This is a genomic window from Nonomuraea sp. NPDC003804, from assembly GCF_040610675.1.
Classification (GTDB): Bacteria; Actinomycetota; Actinomycetes; order Streptosporangiales; family Streptosporangiaceae; genus Nonomuraea.
Genome location: NZ_JBEXMT010000016.1, coordinates 174442 through 192333 on the forward strand (window position 1 = coordinate 174442; position 17892 = coordinate 192333).

The window sequence follows — 17892 nt, forward strand, 5'->3', positions numbered from 1 at the left end:
CGGCGCGCATGCCCGCCGCCTTGCGGTTGTGCGGGGCGCGCACCGCCACGCACCATCGAGATGCACGCCCGTCGACCGGAAGGTTCCGCATGATGCCCCACCACCCGCACCTCGCACGCGAACTCGCCGCCGCGCTCGACCTGCTCGACATGTCCTTCCCCGACATCTCGACGCTGACGTTCGACGACCTGCCCGCGCTGCGGGCGCAGGCGGCCGCCATGCGCGCGGCGACCGTGGTCGAGGACCCGCTCGTCTCGGTCGAGGAGCGGTGGGTGCAGGGCCCGGAGGGCGCTCCCGACGTACGGCTGCGCATCAGCCGTCCCGCGCGGCCCGCGCCCGGCCCGCTGCCGTGCCTCTACTGGGTGCACGGCGGCGGCATGGTGGTCGGCTCGGCCGACGGCGACGACGCGTTGGCCGCGCGGTTCGTCAAGGAGGTCGGGTGCGTGGTCGTCGCCGTCGACTACCGCCTGGCGCCCGAGCACCCCGACCCCGCGCCGGTCGAAGACTGCTACGCGGGCCTGCTGTGGACCGCGAAGAACGCCGCCGAGCTGGGCGTCGACCCCGCACGCCTGGCGGTGGGCGGGGCGAGCGCCGGTGGCGGGCTCGCGGCGGGCACGGTGCTGCTGGCCAGGGACAGGGGTGGTCCCGCCGTCGCCTACCAGCTGCTGATCTGCCCGATGCTCGACGACCGCGACGCCACGCCGTCCACGCTGGAGTTCGAGGAGGCGGTGGTCTGGAACCGCGCGGCCAATGTCTTCGGCTGGAGCGCGCTGCTCGGCGACCGCAGGGGCACCGCCGACGTCTCGCCGTACGCGGCTCCGGCCAGGGCGGACGACCTGACGGGGCTGCCGCCCGCGTTCATCGACGTGGGCGCTCTGGAGGTGTTCCGCGACGAGTGCCTCACCTACGCGCAGCGGCTCGCGCAGGCGGGGGTGTCCACCGAGTTCCACCTCTACGCGGGGACCTTCCACGGCTTCGACATGATCATCCCGGACGTGGAGGTGAGCCGCCAGGCGGGGGCGGCGCGCATCAGCGCCCTGCGACGGGCCCTCCTGCCCTGACAGCGAGGTCAGGTGACCAGGCGGGCCAGTGACAGTGCGAGGTGAGCTCGCAGCCGGCCCGCCGGCGCGGCCAGCGGGAAGCCCAGCGCCACCTCCGCCCTGGCGATACGGGCGGCCATCGAACTGTGGTGGAGGTGCGCGGCCGCGGCGGCCCGCCGTACCGAGCCCTCCTCGCACAGCGCCCGCACCGCGGCGGCCACCTCGGGCGGCAGCGAGCGCACCGCCCGCACGTCGGGCAGCGCGGCGACGGCCGCGTCGGGCACGTGAGCGGCCAGCAGCGCGAGCGCGCCCAGATCGGCCCAGCGCACCACCCGGTCCCGTGCCCCGTCGCCGGTGAAGCGCAGCGCCAGGCGGGCCGCCTCCCACGACTCGACGAGTTTGGCCGGGCTCACCGGCGGTCCCACCCCGGCCCGTACGGCCGGCGGCAGGTCGGCGACCTCGGCCGTCACGATCACCACGGCCAGCTCGCCGACCGCGGCGCTCCTGGCGTGCAGGCCGTCCGCGCGCAGACCCGCCATGAGCGCGGACCGGCAGGCGGCGGGCGCGGCGAGCACCTGCAGCGGAACGCCCGCGTCGAAGCCGAGCAGGCGCAGGGCCCTGGCGTTTTCAGGTTCGCCGGTGTCGGCCGACAGGGCCAGCTCGACCAGGGCGGGATCGGCCGCCGGGGCAGCGCGTTCGAGCGTCACCTCGGCCGCGACGGCCAACCTCTCGAGCACGATCTCGTCGAGGCCGTGCGGGTCGCCTTCACGTTCCATCCAGACCGTGCCGAGCCCCGCGCCGAGCTCCCTGGTGAGCGGCCCGGCGCCGGTCTGCCTTCCGGGTTCGGGCCCGCCGCGGAACGTGGGCGCGAGGTCCGGTCCCCGACCGCTGCCGGTCCCTGGTGAGGAACCGGACTCCGGCGCGTCAACGGGTCCTGGCGAGCGTCCGGCCCCTTCGACCTCGACGAGCCCCTTCGGGGGGACGTCGACGGCTCCTCTCGAGTGCCCGGCACCCTCGACCTCGACGAGCCCTTTCGAAGGACCGGCACCCTCGACCTCGACGAGCCCTTTCGAAGGACCGGCCGCCTGGACGTCGACGGGTCCTCGCGAATGGCCGGCATCCCGGACCTCGACGAGCCCCTTCGAAGGACCGGCACCCTGGATGTCGACGGCCCCTGGCGAAGGGCTGGAGACCTGCGCGTGGGCGGATCCGCGCGCGGCGGCGGGCCCCTGGGCGGCGGACTCGCGCTCGGCGGTGGCCCGCCGCCCGGGAATGGCGCGCCATCGCCGTCCGGTCGAGGCGTCGAACAGCCCCACCGGGCACTGCGCCAGCGTCGCCGTCGCCTGCAGCAGGGTCGCCACCCCGACGTGGTCACGCACCAGCGAGTCGAAGTACGCGATCACCCGCACCGCGCTCTCGGCGCCCGTGTCGAGCGCGGACAGGCGCAGCAACAGTCCCTGCACACGGTCAGGGTAGCCAGGATTCCTGCTGCGCCGACGGTGCCCGGCATAGGGTTGTGGGACGAACCCGTCTCGTCCCTGGGGGCGTTTTGTCCGACCAGCAGCCATATTATTCGTACGGCTCGTCCGACCCGTACGGCCCGCAGTATTCGTCAGGCTCCTACGACGTGCCGTCGACCGCGCCGACTTCGTACAGCCCGCGGTACCCGTCAGGCTCCTACGACGTGCCGTCGACCGCGCCGATCCCGTACGGCCAGCAGATCCCGGGACCTTTCGGCCACCCCGCCGTGCCGTACAGGCAGGGCCCGCCCGTCCCCCGGCCGCCGCGCAAGGAGCCGGCGATCTCGCTGCTGCTGTCGTTCCTCCTGCCGGGGGTGGGGTCGATCGTCAACGGCGACACCGGCAAGGGGGTCGGCATTCTCCTCGGGTCGTACATGACGATGTTCCTCGGGTTCATCCTGGCGTTCGTCGTCGTCGGCCTGCTGATCCTGCCGGTCTCCTTCGGCCTGTGGGTGTGGGGCCTGATCGACGCCTACCAGGGCGCCGTACGAGCCAACCAGCGCAACGGCTACGCGGGGTAGAGCGGCTCTTGTAGCGTTCGCGAGCGATGAGACGTTACCTGGCCGCCGTGGTGGCCGCCCGGACCGGTGACGAGATGTCCGCGCCCGCGCTCCTGCTGCTGGGGCTGGCGGCCACAGGCTCTCCTTCGTTGGCGTCATGGCTGCTGGCGGGGCTGACGGTCGCCGCCGCCGGGGGCGGCCCGGTGCTCGGCGCCGCGCTCGACCGAACCCGCAGGCCGGGACGGCTCCTCGCCGCCCTTCTGGCCGGGTACGCGGCAGGTCTGGTCATCATCCTCGCGCTGGTCGGCAGGACGCCCGATCCGGTGGTGATCGGGGTGGCCGTGCTGGCAGGGCTGCTCGGCCCGGCCCTGTCCGGCGGATGGACCGCGCAGCTTCCCCTCCTGGTCCCGCCCGACCGGCTGCCGCGCGCCAACGCCCTCGACTCCATCGCCTACAACCTCGCCGGGCTGGCGGGCCCGGCCCTCGCGGGGCTGGTCGCCGCCGCCGGGGGTGCCTGGTCCGCCGTCGTCGCCTCGGCCGCGCTGATCGCCGCCGCCCTGCCCGCCGCCTGGTTCCTGCCCGCCCGGCCCGCAGCCGCCGTACCGGCACCCACGGCCTCGCCCTCACCGGAGGCCGGCACCCGCCCCCGCCGTACCGGCACCGAAGGCCGGCACCGCACCCGCACCGGCACCAGCCGCCACGGACCCACCCGAATCGCACCCGTCGCAGGCCGCCTCCCACCCCGCCCCGGCGGCGGGGGAGCCGCAGCCCGGTATGCGCCGCGAGCTGATCGACGGGTTCGCCGCTCTCGCGCGGAACGGAAGCCTCCGGCGCGCCACCCTGGCCTCGATGATCTCCTACGCGGGTCTCGCGATGCTGGTGGTCTCCGCCCCGCTGCTCGGCGCGAACCTGCTCGGCGATCCCGGGTACGGCGCGCTGCTGCTGTCCGTGCTGGCCGCCGCCGCCCTGGTGGCGAACGCGGTGCTCGCCAGGTTCCCCGCCACCCGTCCCGACATCGTCGTACCGGTGAGCGCCCTGGTCATCGGAGCGGGCCTGGCGCTGGCCGCCTTCGCGGGGACGTTCGCGTGGGCGGTGCTGGCCGTGGCGCTCGTGGGGGTGGGCGAGGGGCCGCAACTCACCGCCCTCTTCGCGGTACGGCACCGCGAGGCACCGTCCCGCCTGCGCACCCAGGTGTTCACCACCGGGGCCAGCCTGAAGATCACCTCGTTCGCGCTCGGTTCGGCGGCGGCGGGACCGCTGGCCGGCCACTCCCCCACGGCCGCGCTCCTGGTGGGCGCCGCCGTCCAGCTCACCGCCGCCGCGGCCTTCGTCCTCTCGTACCGCCCGGCCAGGCGGGTGGACGGCCCAGGCTCGCCGTCCGCTGTCGTGAGACAGTCGTCCTAGGGCACGACGCCCAGGTCACCGTACGGGCCGAGCAGCAGCGCACCGCGGCGGAGGGGAGCTCACCGTGATGCCGTCATCTCGTGGCGGGGCCAGGTCGCGGGGTCACGGCGTGGTCAGCGGGATGACCCTGCGGAACTTGCCGCCGGGCGACCGCTCGGGCGGCTCCTCAGAGCGTTCGAGCGTGACGTGGCCGGCCTTGTGCGCGGTCAGCAGCTGAGTGATCTCGTCGTGCACCGTCCGCCACACACGCTCCGGGTCGGCGCCGTCCGCGGATCTCAGGCGCACACGCAGCGCGGTGGGCGCGGTCTGGACGAGCTGGAACTGCTGGATGCCGGGAACCCGGTCCAGCAGGGTGCCGAAGGCCATGGGAGAGATGCCGACGGGCTCGCCCCGTTCGGTGGGGAAGGCGAGCATCTCAGCCGCGCGGCCCCGCACCTGGACGGCGGGTAGCGGGCTGCCGCACGGGCAGGCGTCGGGACGCACCAGGACGTTGTCGCCCAGGTTGTAGCGCAGGATGGGCTGGACCTGATTGGCGAGGTTGCTCAGCAGGACGGTCTGCGACGGCTGACCTGGCGGGACGGGCCGAAGGTCGGCGTCGACCGGCTCCAGCAGGGCCCAGTCGCTGTTGACGTGCAGCCAGTTGTGCGCGCAGCCGTACGCGAGGAAGCCGCACTCGGTGGCGGCGTAGGCGGAGCGGACCTGGGCGTGGAAGGCGCCGGCGATGCGGGCGCGGTTCTCCGCCGTCAGCGCCTCACCGCCGGCGATGACCATCCCTGGGTGGATGCGCAGGCGGCCGGCTTCCTGTTCTCCGGCCAGCAGTCCGAGCATGCTCGAGAAGCCGGTGAGGGAGCTCGGGTTGTACCGGTTGAGCTGCGCGGCCAGTTCAGGCAGCGGCTGGTGGATCGAGAACTCCCGCACCAGCCAGCTGAGCCGTGGGTGGTCCCGGCGGAACCGTGCCGCTCCGGCGACGGTGGCGAAGTGCCCGCCGGGCGCGGAGACGATCGCGGTACGGCCGGCGCCGCGCAGGAGGCGGATGACGTCGCCGATTCCCAGCCCGGTGCGGGCGCGCTGTCCGACGGCGTTGCCCACGGCCAGGCTCCGCTCGTCCTGGAGGAAGATGCCGCGCAGGCCGCTGGTGCCGGACGTGGTGGCCACGAGATAGCGCCCCTCGAACCGCTCGCCCACGAGCGTGGGGTCGGCCACGAACGCCTGGGCCTTCTCTAGGGTCACCGTGCGGTCGGTGACCCAGTCGTCGAAGCGGTCCATCAGCGTCTTCTTGTCGGTGACCGGGAGCAACGCCGGGTCGTCCACCTCCTCCGGCAGGTCCCGGTACACCTCGCGGAAGTAGGGTGAGTGAGCGCGAGCGTAGGTCACGATCTCGGCCAACCGGGCGCGTTGCCGCCGGGCGATGGCCGCTGGGCCTTCCCGCAGGGCACGGCGTGCGTCGCGGGTGAAGTGCCGCTGGTTTTCCGTCATGCCGGGCTGTTCCTTCCTCCGATGGGCGGACGCCGGCCAGCCTCAGGGCTGGGTCGCGCCCCCGTCGATGACTCGATCGATGGGTCGCCGAACGCGCTCGTGAGAACACGCTCGTAACAGCGGGCTCGCCGAACGCGCCCGCGAGCACGCTCGTGACAACGCGCTCGCCGGACGCGCCCGCGAGCACGCTCGTGACAACGCGCTTGCCACAGACGCACCTGACAGCGGGCGTCGCCGGACGCGCTCGTCATGAGCGCGTGTGGCCGCGCGCGTCACGCGCCGCCGGGGTCCGGCCGTACCGACAGCAGGCCGCGCATGGCGATGTCGAGGCCGTGCCGCGCGGCCTCCCACAGCTCGCCCTGCGACCGGCCGAGCTCGACGCTCGCCAGACTCGCCTGCTGGATGGCGCCGATCAGGGATCCGGTCATCGCCGCAGCGGTGATCGGATCCAACCGGCCGGGAAACGCCTTCAACAGCTCGCCGGCGATGCGCCGCTGCAGATCCACCATCAGGTACAGCCCCTTGGCCTGCAGCGCCGGCGTCGTCATCAGCAGGCGGGAGGCCGCCGACAGCTCCTCCGGTTCCTTGTGCGGCACGACGGGCCGGCGGAGGGCGGCGTACTCCTGGACCATCCTGGCCAGCAGTTCGCCGGGCCCCTCCTGCGGGCGCCGTTCCGCGAGCACCCCGAGCAGCAGGTCGGCGATGTGCTCCGTGTCGGCGAAGACCACCTCGTCCTTGCTGCGGAAGTAGTTGAAGAACGTCTTGGGGTCGACATCCGCCGCCAGGGCGATCTGCGCCACCGTGGTCTGCTCGTACCCCTGCTCGGCGAACAGTCTCATGGCCGCGGTGACGATCCGCTGCCTGGTCAGCCGCTTCTTGCGGTCGCGACGCGACTCCTCCATGGATCGAACATACACCCTCTAGAATTTTCCACAAACTGGAAATTTATGCTCGGTGCGATGGGAGCGCTCCCAAAGATCTCTATGGACCTTTCATAGCCGATCATCCGGTTTCACCAGGCCACATCCCCATGCCGGTAACGGTTCTGTTTCGCCGTATTGACGTTCCAGCCCCGCTCGGCCACCCTTCGTGGGAGCGCTCCCACAGATGCCCGTCGCGGTTCCACCGGTCGGGGACGAGGCCGCGACCACCCGAGAAGGGGTCCAGAATGATGACCATCCAGCGCCGCGCCAGCCTGGCCGCCGCCCTGACCGCGACCGCCCTGGCGCTCGCCGCCTGCGGCTCGGGCGCGACCGACACCCCGGCCTCCGGCGCCCCCGCCGCCTCAGGAGCGGCCGCTCCCGTCACCGTCAGGGTCCAGGTGTTCGGCGGCGGCGAGAACTTCGGCTACAAGAACGCCGTCGCCGCGTGGAACGCCGAGCACAAGGACGTCCAGATCAAGCTGGAGGTCCTCACCGACCAGTTCGAGCAGGTCTACTGGCCGCAGATGATCCAGTGGCTGCAGGCAGGCAAGGGCGCGGGCGACGTCGTCGGCATCGACGAGGGCGGCATGGGCCTGGCCAAGGCGCACCCCGAGTGGTGGGCCGACCTGGGCGAGCAGGGCCTGTCGGGCCGCCAGGCCGACTACCCGGCGTGGAAGTGGCAGAACGGTGTCACCGCCGACGGCAAGGTGTTCGCTCTCGGCACCGACATCGGCGGCATGAGCATCTGCTACAACAGGACGCTGTTCGAGAAGGCGGGCCTGCCCACCGAGCGCGACAAGGTGAGCGCCCTGTGGCCGACGTGGGACGACTTCCTCAAGGTCGGCCAGCGGTTCCAGGCCAAGGTGAAGGACGCCAGGTTCACCGACGGCACCAACACCCTCTACAACGTGGTGCTGGTCCAGGAGGCGGCCAAGAACGGCAACGTCTCCTACTTCGACACCTCCAACGCGCTCGTCGTCGACAAGAACCCCGCGGTGAAGACCGCCTTCGAGTTCGCCCAGAAGATGACCGCCCTCGGCCTGACCGCCAAGCTGCGCAACTTCACCGAGGAGTGGGCGACCGGCACCAAGAAGAACGCCTTCGCCACCGTCGGCTGCCCGTCGTGGATGCTGGGCGTCGTCAGCGGCAACGCCGGCGAGCAGGCCAAGGGCCAGTGGGACGTCGCGGCCGTGCCGGGCGGTGGCGGCAACTGGGGCGGCTCGTGGCTGGCCGTACCGAAGCAGTCGGCGCATCCGAAGGAGGCGGCGCGGGTCGCCGACTACCTGACCAGCGCCAAGGTGCAGGCGAGCGTCTTCGCCGACTTCGGCAACATGCCGAGCAACACCAAGGCCCAGCAGGACCCGGCGGTGACCGGCGCCAGGAACGCCTTCTTCAGCGACGCCCCGATCGGCGACATCTTCGCCAAGTCGGCGGCCTCGCTGCAGCCGGTGTTCCTCGGGGTGAAGCACACGCAGGTGAAGAACGCCATCGAGTCGGTGGTGCAGGGCATGGACGACGGCTCGGTCGCCCGGGACAAGGCCTGGCAGCAGCTCGTGGACGACGCGGTGAAGGCCGCGGGCTGAGCCCCCAGCACCCCCCACAGCGCCGGCCCGCCGCCGCGCGATGTCGCCGGCGGGCCGGCCGCCCGTCCCCGACGCGAGAGGTCTCCATGAGCCTTCACCTGGAAAAGGCGCCCCTGGTGGTCGCCGCGCCACCGCCGCCGCGGGGCGGCCGGCGGTGGCGCTCGGTCCTGGACATCAGGGCCATGCCGTACGTCCTGATCTCCCCCTACTTCGTGCTCTTCGCGGTCTTCGGACTGTTCCCGCTGGCGTTCACGCTGTGGTACTCGCTCTACGACTACGACCTGGCGGGCACCACCGCGTGGGCGGGCCTGGGCAACTACGCCCAGCTGCTGGCCGACGAGGACTTCTGGAACGCGGTCGGCAACACCGTCGGGATCTTCCTGCTGGCCACGATCCCGCAGCTGCTGCTCGCGCTGCTGCTGGCCAACGCGCTCAACAAGCGGCTGCGGCTGCGGCTGGCGATCAGGATGAGCGTGCTGCTGCCGCTGGTCACCTCGGTGGTGGCGGTCGCCGTGGTGTTCACCCAGCTGTACGCCAGGGACTGGGGCCTGGTGAACTGGGCGCTGAGCTGGTTCGGCGTCGAGCCGGTCAACTGGCGCGCCGAGCGGCTGCCGTCCTGGCTGGCGATCGCCACCATGGTCGACTGGCGCTGGACCGGCTACAACGCGATCATCTTCCTGGCCGGCATGCAGACCATCCCGCGCGATCTGTACGAGGCGGCGGCGATCGACGGGGCCTCGCGACGCAGGCAGTTCTGGCAGATCACGCTGCCGATGCTGCGCCCGACGCTGATCTTCGTCGTGCTGAACTCGACGATCGGCGGTCTCACCCTGTTCGCCGAGCCCACCACCTTCTACAACGGAAACGTGGACGGCGGCTCGCAGGGGCAGTTCCAGACGGTGGCGATGTTCATCGTCAAGCAGGGCTTCAGGGAGTTCGACTACGGCTACGCCGCCGCGGCGGCCTGGCTGCTGTTCCTGCTCATCCTGCTCGGCGCCCTGGTCAACTTCCTGTTCGTCCGCCGGATCGGAGGGACCGGATGACCGGCTCGGCGACGATGTGGAAGGCCACCGTCATGACCAGGGTCATGCTGGCCGTGGCGATCACGCTGTCGGCCTTCCCGCTCTACTGGATGCTCGTCATCGCCTCGCGGACCAACGACGACGCCGTGGACGTCCCGCCGCCGTTCCTGCCAGGCGGCAACCTGGGCGAGAACATCGCGGCGGTGCTGGCCAACGAGGACGCCCACTTCCTGACGGGGTTGGCCAACTCCTTCGTCGTGGCCTCGGTCGTGACGGTGTCGGTGGTGCTGATCTCGACGCTGGCCGGCTTCTCGTTCTCGCGGCTGCGTTTCCGCGGCAGGCGGCTGCTGCTGCTGACGATCCTGCTGACGATGATGGTGCCGCTGCAGCAGATGGGCGTCGTGCCGCTCTACCGGCTCATGGTGGAGCTGGAGTGGACGGGCACGCTGACGGCGGTGATCCTGCCGTACCTGCTCAACGGCTTCGGCGTGTTCCTGATGACGCAGTACACCGAGCAGGCGGTGCCCCACGAGCTGGTCGAGGCGGCCAGGGTGGACGGCGCCTCGACGATGCGGATCTGGTGGAACGTCGTGCTGCCCGCCGTACGGCCGGGCATGGCCGTGCTCGGCATCAACACCTTCATGCTGCTGTGGAACGACTACATGTGGCCGATGATCGTGCTGACGCCGGACAACCCGACCGTGCAGATCGCCATCCAGGCGCTCAACGAGCGGTTCTCGACGAACTATGTGCTGATCTTCGCGGGTACCGCGCTGTCCGTCATTCCGCTCATCATCGTGTTCATCGCGTTCGGCCGGCAGATCGTCGGCGGCATCATGGAAGGTGCGGTCAAGGCGTGACAACCCGACAGGACCGGCTCGACGACCGGCTGCTGTTCCCCACCGGCTTCGCGTGGGGCGCGGCGACCTCGGCGTACCAGATCGAGGGGGCGGTCGGCGAGGACGGGCGCGGCCAGTCCATCTGGGACGTGTTCACCAGGAAGCCCGGCCGGGTGCTCGGCGGCGACGACGCCGACGTGGCCGTCGACCACTACCACCGCTACCGCGGCGACGTGGCGCTGATGGCGGAGCTGGGGCTGCGCGCCTACCGCTTCTCGGTCTCGTGGCCGCGGGTGCGGCCCGACGGGACGGGCCCGATCAACCAGCGGGGGCTCGACTTCTACCGGCGCCTGGTGGACGAGTTGCTCGGCCACGGCATCGACCCGTGGGTGACGCTCTACCACTGGGACCTGCCGCAGCCGCTGGAGGACAGGGGCGGCTGGCCGCAGCGGGACACCGCCTACCGTTTCGCCGAGTACGCCGCGGCCGTCCACGAGGCGCTGGGCGACCGTGTGCGCCACTGGGCGACGGTCAACGAGCCGTGGTGCGCGGCCTTCCTCGGGTACGCCTCGGGCGAGCACGCGCCCGGACGGCGTGAGCCGGTCAGCGCGGTCCGGGCCGCGCACCACCTGAACCTGGCGCACGGCCTGGCGGCGCGGCTGCTCAGGACCGCGGGCAACAGGGTGGGCGGGTGCGTGAACCTGTACGCGGTCTCGCCCGCCACCGACAGCGCGGCCGACCTCGACGCGGCGCGCCGCGTCGACGGGCTGCAGAACAGGTTCTTCCTCGACGCGCTGCTGAAGGGCGGCTACCCGGCCGACGTGCTGGCGGACCTGGAGCCCGTCACCGACATGGCCTTCGTGCAGGACGGCGACGCGCGGACCGTCGCCGCCCCGATCGACATGCTGCTGGTCAACTACTACAGCCGCTTCACCGTCTCCGGCGCCCCCGGTGGTCCCGCCTCGGCCGCGGCGGCGCCGACCGGGACGGCCTCCCCCTGGGTGGGGAGCGAGCACGTCTCGTTCGTCAGCGGGGGCCGCCCCGTCACGGCGATGGGCTGGGAGATCGACGACGGCGGCCTGAGGGAGGTCCTGGCGCGGGTGGCGGCCGACTACCCCCGCCTGCCGCTGGTCGTCTCGGAGAACGGCGCGGCCTTCGACGACGTGCTGTCGGGCGGCCGGGTCCGCGACGGCGACCGGGTCGCCTTCCTCGAGGCCCACCTGCGCGCCTGCAGGGCGGCGATCGACGAGGGGGTGCCGCTGGAGGGCTACTTCGCCTGGTCGCTGATGGACAACTTCGAGTGGGCCTGGGGGTACGGCAAGCGCTTCGGGCTGCTGCACGTCGACTTCGCCACCCAGCGCAGAACCCCCAAGGACAGCGCGCTGTGGTACGCCGAGACCATCCGGCACAATAGCTGAATGGCCATGAACCGACCGACGCTCGAAGCGGTCGCCGCGCGCGCCGGGGTCGGCAGGGGCACCGTGTCCCGCGTCGTCAACGGTTCACCGAAGGTGAGCACGAAGGCCAGGGACGCGGTGCTGAAGGCCATCGAGGAGCTCGGTTACGTGCCCAACAGGGCGGCCAGGGCGCTGGTCACGCGGCGCACCGACACGGTGGCGCTGGTGGTGTCGGAGTCCGAGCAGCGGATCTTCGACGAGCCGTACTTCGCGGGCATCATCCGCGGCATCGGCTCGGCGCTGGCCGAGACGGGGCTGCAGCTCATCCTGGCGATGGCGCAGTCGCCGGAGGAGCACGAGCGTCTGGAGCACTACCTGACGGGGCAGCACGTCGACGGCGTGCTGCTGCTGTCGCTGCACGGCGAGGACCCGCTGCCGGGCAGGCTGGAGGCGATGGGAGTGCCGACCGTCCTCGGCGGGCGGCCGGTCGGGCTGGACGCCTTCAGCTACGTCGACGTCGACAACAGGGCGGGGGCGCGGCAGGCGGTCAAGCACCTGCTGGCCGCCGGCCGGTCCAGGGTCGCCACGATCGCGGGCCCGCAGGACATGGGCGTGGGCGTCGACCGGCTCGCCGGCTACCGCGACGCCCTGCTGGCCTCGGGCATGGGCGAGCTGGTCGCCTTCGGCGACTTCTCCGAGGAGAGCGGCGAGCAGGCGATGCGCGAGCTGCTGGCCGCCCATCCCGGGCTCGACGCGGTGTTCGCCGCCTCCGACCTGATGGCGACGGGCGCGATGCGGGCGCTGAAGGCCGCGGGCCGCTCGATCCCCGGCGACGTGGCCGTGGTCGGGTTCGAGGACTCCAAGGTGGCGCTGCACACCGACCCGCCGTTGACCACCGTCCACCAGCCGACGGAGCTGATGGGCCGGCAGATGGCGCACCTGCTGGTGGCCAGGATCAACGGCGAGGAACTGCGCCGGCCCGTGCTCATCCTCGACACCCATCTGGTGCTGCGCGGCAGCGCCTGAGCGCCGGACCGCTCCTCTGTATCCTTTGCCGGTCGAAAGGATCCCCCGTGCCCATATTGTCCGGTGCCGGCTACACCGCCGAGATCAGCACCCTCGGCGCCGCCGTTCGCGGCCTGCGTCTCGGCGCGCGCGAGTTGCTCACCAGCTGGCCCGAAGGCGGGCCCGTCCCCTACTACGCGGGCACGCTGCTGGCGCCGTGGCCCAACAGGGTGGGCGGCGCCACCTACACGTTCGCGGGCACCCGCTACGAGCTTCCGGTGAACGAACCCGAGCGCGGCCACGCGCTGCACGGCCTGGTCCACGCGGCCGAGTGGCGGGTGACGGAGCAGGGGTCGTCGTCGGTGCGGCTGGCGTACACGCTCGAGCCCTCGCCCGGCTATCCCTTCACCCTGTCCTTCGAGGTCGTCCACGCGCTCGGCGACGACGGCCTGACGACGACGGTGACCTGCGAGAACACCGGTGAGCGCGCCGCGCCCTACGGCTGCGGCCCGCACCCGTGGCTGCTCGGCGAGCGGCTGCGGGTGCCCGCCGCGAAGGTGCTGCTGGCCGACGAGCGGCTGCTCCCCCGCTCGCTGGAGGACGTGGCCGGCACGCCGTACGACTTCAGGCAGGCTCGCGACCTCGGCGGCACCCGCGTCGACCACACCTTCACCGGGCTGTCGGCAGGTGAGGTCCTGGTCGATGACATCAGGGTGAGCTGGGACCCGGCGGTGCTGCCGTGGGTGCAGGTCTGCACCGGCAGGCACCTCGACTACGTCGGCGTGGCGGTCGAGCCGATGACCTGCCCGCCCGACGCGTTCGGCTCCGGCAGCGACCTCGTCGTGCTGGAGCCGGGCGGCCGGCACGAGGCCGCGTGGACGATCGGGGTCCTCTGATGGAGAGCAGGACCAAGCGCAGGTTGACCGCGCGGGAGCTGTCCCTGCTCGCCCACCGGGCGGTCGGCGCGCACGTGAGCGAGGCGGTGGAGCTGGCCGACGGCTTCGCCAACGCGGTGTGGCGGCTGCGGCTCGACGACGGCCGCCACGTCGTGCTGAAGCTGTCGCCGTCGCCCGAGCTGGAGCAGCTCACCTACGAGCGCGACCTGCTGCGCATGGAGGCGGCCGCCTACCCGCTGGCGGCGTCGGCGGGCGTGCCGGTGGCGGCGCTGCTGCAGGCGGGTTTCGACGATCCGGTGCTCGGCGGCGACTACCTGGTGCTGTCCGCGCTCGACGGCACGCCGTGGAACCAGGTCGCCCTCGACGGGCAGGCCACCGCCGCGCTCCGTCACGAGCTGGGCGGTCACCTGGCGCGGCTCAACTCCGTCACGGGCGAGGTGTTCGGCTACCCGCACAGCGGGCTGACCGGCTCGACATGGCGCGAGGCGTACCTGCGGATGGCCGGGGCGCTGCTGGACGACGCGCTGCGCTATCCGGCCACCCCGCTCCCCCGTCCGGTCGCCGAGCTGCGGGCGCTGCTGGAGGGCGCGTCGGACGTGCTCGACGAGGTGGCCACGCCGCACCTGGTGCACTTCGACGTGTGGACCGGCAACGTCTTCCTCGACCTGTCCGGGCGGCCGCGCATCCAGGCGATCATCGACCACGAGCGCGCCTTCTGGGGCGACCCGCTGGCCGAGCTCATCACGCCGACGCTCTTCGGCGAGATCGACGAGGACGATCCACTGCTGGCCGGCTACCGCGCGGTGCGCCCGCTGGAGCTGTCGGCGGGGGCGCACCGGCGGCTCGACCTCTATCGCGCCTACCTCTACCTGATCCTGCTGGTGGAGAACGGCCCCCGGCAGTACCCGGAGGCCGACTACGCTCACTTGCGCGATTTGGCGACGGCCTCGCTGATCAGGGTCCTCGACCGGCTCTAGTGCCGGTGGCCCTCCTCGCCGCGCTCGGGCTCGGCGGAGTTGGCCACCGCCTCGTAGCCCTGGCCGGTCCCGGCGGTCAGCGCCTTCGCCCTGGCCGCCTGCTCGGCGAACCGGCAGGTGGAGGCGCCGGTGACGGTGTTGGGCGCGCCGAGGTCGTCGGGCCCGGCCGCCGCGCAGGTCAGCACACCTCTGACCGTGGTGCCCGCCATGATCGCGCCGGTGGTGCCGTTCAGGACGGCGGCGCCGCGGACGGTGGCGCCCACGACGGTGAGCGCGCCGCCCGTGACGGTGAGCGCGCCGTCGACCTCGCCGTCCAGGACGTGGACCTCGGCGGCGTTCGAGGCGGTGAGGGCGCCGTCGACCGTGCCGCCCCTCATCACCAGCGAGGCGCCCTGCCGTACGGTCACCGGGCCGGTGACGTCGGCGCCGGTGAGGCAGGTCACGCCCTCGCGCACGGTCAGCGGTCCCCTGTGGGTGCCGGTGACGGTGGTCGTGCAGGCGGGCGGCGGGGCGATCGTGGTCACGGTGAACGCGCGCTCCCGGCCGTGGTTGCCGGCGGCGTCGATCGAGCGGTACTCGATCGTGTGGCGGCCGCGGGGCAGCTTGCCGTACACGAGATGGTCGATGGTGGTGCCGGTCTCGGTGAAGGTCCACGGCAGCTCGGAGGAGGTCGGCCAGCCGAAGTAGTTGAACCAGCCGTCGCGGTCCACGCGCGACTCCGAGACGATGTGGCCGCCGTTGTCGTCGGCGCCGGTCAGCTTCATGGAGAAGGGTCCATTGAAGATGTAGGTGTCCTTGTCCGGCTTCAGCAGCGGCTGCGACAGCTCGTAGCCGGTGGTGGGGGCGACGGCGTCGACCTTCCAGGTGAGGGTCTGGCCGCCGAGGGTGGCGGTGAGCGTGTGGGTGCCCGTGGTCAGGCCCTTGAGCGCCACCTCCGTGCCGGTGGCGACCTGCCTGCCGTCCAGTGCCCAGGTCACGGCCGGGACGGCGGTCGCGGGATGGGTGGTCTCGACGCGGACGACGTCGCCGCCGCCGACGGGCCGGTCGGTGGGGGTGGAGGAGACGATGGCGGGCGTGACGCCGTCGGGCGGGGTGGTGATCGCGGTGTCGACCGTCCAGGTGCGGGTGCCGGTCATGGCGGCGCGGATCGCCGGGTCCCTGACGAAGTCAGTCGGGTCGGTGACGGTGGCCTTCACGGTGTGCGTGCCGGCGGTGAGGCCGAGCGTGCGCAGGTCGAGGCTGTCGACGTCGCCCGGCAGGTCCTTGCCGTCGACGTTCCACGTGGTGACCAGGCCGTGGCTGACGGGGTGCATCGGCTCGACCCACAGCACCCGGTCGGCGCCGACGGGGGCGGCCGTGGGGGTGGAGTCCTGGACGAGGTCGGTCTTGGCGGTGATGCGCCGGACCATGACCTCGCGGCTGACCTGGTCGAAGTAGTAGCCGAGGGTCTTCATCATGGAGTGCCTGCTGGGCCGCCACACGCCCGTGGTCGCGTACAGGCCGCCCTCGTAGCGGCCGATCGGGCCGCCGGACTCGCTGTCGTCGCCCAGCCAGCGCCACCACTTGCGCCGCTGGTCCTTCATCTGCTGCTCGGTGAGCAGGGTGTGGTGGGCGCTGCCCGGCTCGCCGCCGGTGTAGGCGCCGCCGGGGACGCCGCGCTGGTAGTAGTCGTACTCGTCCTGCAGGCCGCCCAGCGAGTGGCCCAGCTCGTGCGGGCTGATCAGCGCGGACATCGCGTTGCTGCCGGAGGCGGTGGCGTAGGCGCCGCCCGCGCCGCCGTAGGTGCCGCTGTTGGCCAGCGCCATGATCTGCCGGTTGGCGGAGGTGGTGCCGGTGACCAGGTCGGCGTAGCGGGTGGCGGCGGCGTTGTTCATCGTGATGAGGCGTTGCACGCTCGCGGGGTTGCAGCCGCCCCAGAAGCCCATGCTCAGCGGCGTGTTCTTCCTCGGGGAGGACAGGTCGGGGTCGCAGCTGACGCCCGAGTCGCCCGAGACGATGTCCACGCGGTAGACGTTGATGTAGGTCCGGTAGGACTTGAACGGTTCGATGGACCACATCACGTTGAGGTGCCGGTCGACGTCGGTCCTGAAGGCCGCCTGCTCGCTCGCGGTGTAGCCGTCACCCATGATGATCAGGTTGAACCGCTTGGCGGGCGGGCCCGTCACCTGGACCGGCGTGACCGTGGCGCTGCCTGGCTCGGCAAGGGCAGGAAGCGGGACCAGCCACACGAGAGCCAGCACCGCTGCAACGAATATCCGCATGCCCCGAAATATCAGCCCACACCGGGGTCACCGGGACATCCCATATCTGGATAACTCCAGTGTTATGGTCCGGAAATGCAGTTGGAGCTGAGGCATCTGAGGGTGCTGCGGGCCATCGCCGACCAGGGCAGCGTCACCAGGGCCGCGGCGTCGCTCGGGGTCTCGCAGCCGGCGCTGACCGCCCAGCTGCGCCGCATCGAGCAGGCGCTCGGCGGCCCGGTCTTCGAACGCGACCACACCGGCGTCTCGCTGACCGCCTTCGGGGAGTTCGTGCTGGCCAGGGCGCGCTCCGTCATCGCCGGCATGGACGACCTGCTGCAGGCGCGCCCGCCCGCGCATCCGGTGGTGCGCGTCGGCAGCTTCGAGAACCCGATCGTCGTCACCCTGCTGGAGAGCCTGTCGAGGACGCTGCCGGACTCGCGCATCACGCTGCAGACCGAGCACTTCGTCAGGGTGCTGGTGGACATGGTGGCCAACGACCGGCTGGACGTGGCGCTCGTGGCCGACTACCCGGGGCACACGCTGCGGGCGCACGCCTCGCTGGGGCTCGGCGTGGTCGCGGTCGAACCGGTCTTCGTCGCGCTGTCGTCGGGCCATCCGCTGGCCGGCCGTACCGAGGTGGACCTGGCGGAGCTGGCGGGCGAGCAGTGGGTGCTGCCGCCCTCGGACGGGATGGGCTGGCCCGAGCACCTGCTGGAGGCGTGCACGACGGCGGGGTTCTCGCCGCGGGCGCGCTACCAGATGGTCGAGGCGGGGGTGCGGCGGGAGCTGGTCGGCGCGGGACACGCGGTCTCGGCCTGCCAGGCGCTCTACGACGCCGGGCCCGCGGTGACCGTGCTGCCGCTGAGGGGCAACCCGCTGTGGATGCGGCACGTGCTGCTGTGGCGCAGCGCGGGTCCCGTCGCCGCGCAGTCGGCGAGCGTGCTGGCCGCGGCCGTGGCGGCGCATCGCGCCGTGGCCGCGCGCAGCGTGCCGTACCGGGCGTGGACCACCCGGTACGGCACGCCGCCCGACTTCCCCTGACCGGCCGCTCTTGCGCCCGGACAGAT

Annotated in this window: 15 protein-coding genes and 2 pseudogenes; 12 read left to right on the forward strand and 5 right to left on the reverse strand. The window is 72.3% G+C overall.

The features are described from left to right. Positions 1-89 precede the first annotated feature (89 nt). Positions 90-1061 (forward strand): alpha/beta hydrolase, encoded by a 972-nt coding sequence (locus tag ABZX22_RS23015; protein ID WP_354912443.1) that lies wholly within the window; start codon positions 90-92, stop codon positions 1059-1061. 8 nt (positions 1062-1069) lie between these two features. Here ABZX22_RS23015 and ABZX22_RS23020 read toward each other — a convergent pair whose 3' ends face one another. Continuing rightward, positions 1070-2503, reverse strand: a complete 1434-nt coding sequence (locus ABZX22_RS23020; protein WP_354912445.1) for a helix-turn-helix domain-containing protein — start codon at positions 2501-2503, stop codon at positions 1070-1072. A gap of 86 nt (positions 2504-2589) precedes the next feature. Between ABZX22_RS23020 and ABZX22_RS23025 the strand changes: the two genes are divergently transcribed. Together ABZX22_RS23025 and ABZX22_RS23030 are read left to right on the forward strand one after the other, a co-directional pair. Continuing rightward, entirely contained in the window at positions 2590-3081 is a 492-nt protein-coding gene (locus tag ABZX22_RS23025) for a hypothetical protein (protein ID WP_354912447.1), read from the forward strand. A 74-nt stretch (positions 3082-3155) separates the two neighbouring features. Continuing rightward, positions 3156-3617 (forward strand): annotated as a pseudogene (locus tag ABZX22_RS23030) (MFS transporter); the annotation flags it as partial. Here the strand turns inward: ABZX22_RS23030 and ABZX22_RS23035 are convergent. Beyond that, positions 3512-3769, reverse strand: a complete 258-nt coding sequence (locus tag ABZX22_RS23035) for a hypothetical protein (RefSeq protein ID WP_354912448.1) — start codon at positions 3767-3769, stop codon at positions 3512-3514. The pseudogene ABZX22_RS23030 and the gene ABZX22_RS23035 sit on opposite strands and share 106 nt — an antisense overlap. Positions 3770-3807: 38 nt before the next feature. On the opposite strand from ABZX22_RS23035, the pseudogene ABZX22_RS23040 reads away from it, so the two are divergent. Continuing rightward, positions 3808-4464 (forward strand): annotated as a pseudogene (locus tag ABZX22_RS23040) (MFS transporter); the annotation flags it as partial. A gap of 102 nt (positions 4465-4566) precedes the next feature. Here the strand turns inward: ABZX22_RS23040 and ABZX22_RS23045 are convergent. Together ABZX22_RS23045 and ABZX22_RS23050 are read right to left on the reverse strand one after the other, a co-directional pair. Further along, entirely contained in the window at positions 4567-5940 is a 1374-nt protein-coding gene (locus ABZX22_RS23045; RefSeq protein ID WP_354912450.1) for a hypothetical protein, read from the reverse strand. A 272-nt stretch (positions 5941-6212) separates the two neighbouring features. Further along, on the reverse strand, positions 6213-6842 hold the full coding sequence (locus tag ABZX22_RS23050) for a TetR/AcrR family transcriptional regulator (RefSeq protein ID WP_354912452.1): 630 nt from the start codon (positions 6840-6842) through the stop codon (positions 6213-6215). Between the two features lie 266 nt (positions 6843-7108). On the opposite strand from ABZX22_RS23050, the gene ABZX22_RS23055 reads away from it, so the two are divergent. From ABZX22_RS23055 to ABZX22_RS23085, 7 genes are all read left to right on the forward strand, one after another. Beyond that, positions 7109-8446, forward strand: a complete 1338-nt coding sequence (locus tag ABZX22_RS23055) for an extracellular solute-binding protein (RefSeq protein ID WP_354912454.1) — start codon at positions 7109-7111, stop codon at positions 8444-8446. A gap of 86 nt (positions 8447-8532) precedes the next feature. Then, a complete protein-coding gene (locus ABZX22_RS23060; RefSeq protein WP_354912456.1) occupies positions 8533-9489 on the forward strand; it encodes a sugar ABC transporter permease in 957 nt (318 codons plus the stop codon). Continuing rightward, complete coding sequence (locus ABZX22_RS23065) at positions 9486-10328, forward strand: carbohydrate ABC transporter permease (protein ID WP_354912458.1); 843 nt, start codon at positions 9486-9488, stop codon at positions 10326-10328. Before ABZX22_RS23060 ends, ABZX22_RS23065 begins: the two co-directional genes overlap by 4 nt. Next, positions 10325-11725 carry a GH1 family beta-glucosidase gene (locus ABZX22_RS23070; protein ID WP_354912460.1) on the forward strand — a complete coding sequence of 467 codons (1401 nt, stop codon included), beginning with the start codon at positions 10325-10327 and terminating at the stop codon, positions 11723-11725. Before ABZX22_RS23065 ends, ABZX22_RS23070 begins: the two co-directional genes overlap by 4 nt. Positions 11726-11731: 6 nt before the next feature. Beyond that, positions 11732-12730 (forward strand): LacI family DNA-binding transcriptional regulator, encoded by a 999-nt coding sequence (locus tag ABZX22_RS23075; RefSeq protein WP_354912504.1) that lies wholly within the window; start codon positions 11732-11734, stop codon positions 12728-12730. A 47-nt stretch (positions 12731-12777) separates the two neighbouring features. Continuing rightward, positions 12778-13605, forward strand: a complete 828-nt coding sequence (locus ABZX22_RS23080) for an aldose 1-epimerase family protein (RefSeq protein WP_354912462.1) — start codon at positions 12778-12780, stop codon at positions 13603-13605. Further along, a complete protein-coding gene (locus ABZX22_RS23085; protein ID WP_354912464.1) occupies positions 13605-14582 on the forward strand; it encodes an aminoglycoside phosphotransferase family protein in 978 nt (325 codons plus the stop codon). Before ABZX22_RS23080 ends, ABZX22_RS23085 begins: the two co-directional genes overlap by 1 nt. Here the strand turns inward: ABZX22_RS23085 and ABZX22_RS23090 are convergent. Then, positions 14579-16843: a M64 family metallopeptidase gene (locus ABZX22_RS23090; protein ID WP_354912465.1), complete on the reverse strand. Its 2265-nt coding sequence runs from the start codon at positions 16841-16843 to the stop codon at positions 14579-14581. The genes ABZX22_RS23085 and ABZX22_RS23090 overlap by 4 nt on opposite strands. Positions 16844-16918: 75 nt before the next feature. Between ABZX22_RS23090 and ABZX22_RS23095 the strand changes: the two genes are divergently transcribed. Beyond that, positions 16919-17866, forward strand: a complete 948-nt coding sequence (locus ABZX22_RS23095; protein WP_354912467.1) for a LysR family transcriptional regulator — start codon at positions 16919-16921, stop codon at positions 17864-17866. The last annotated feature ends 26 nt before the right edge of the window (positions 17867-17892 follow it).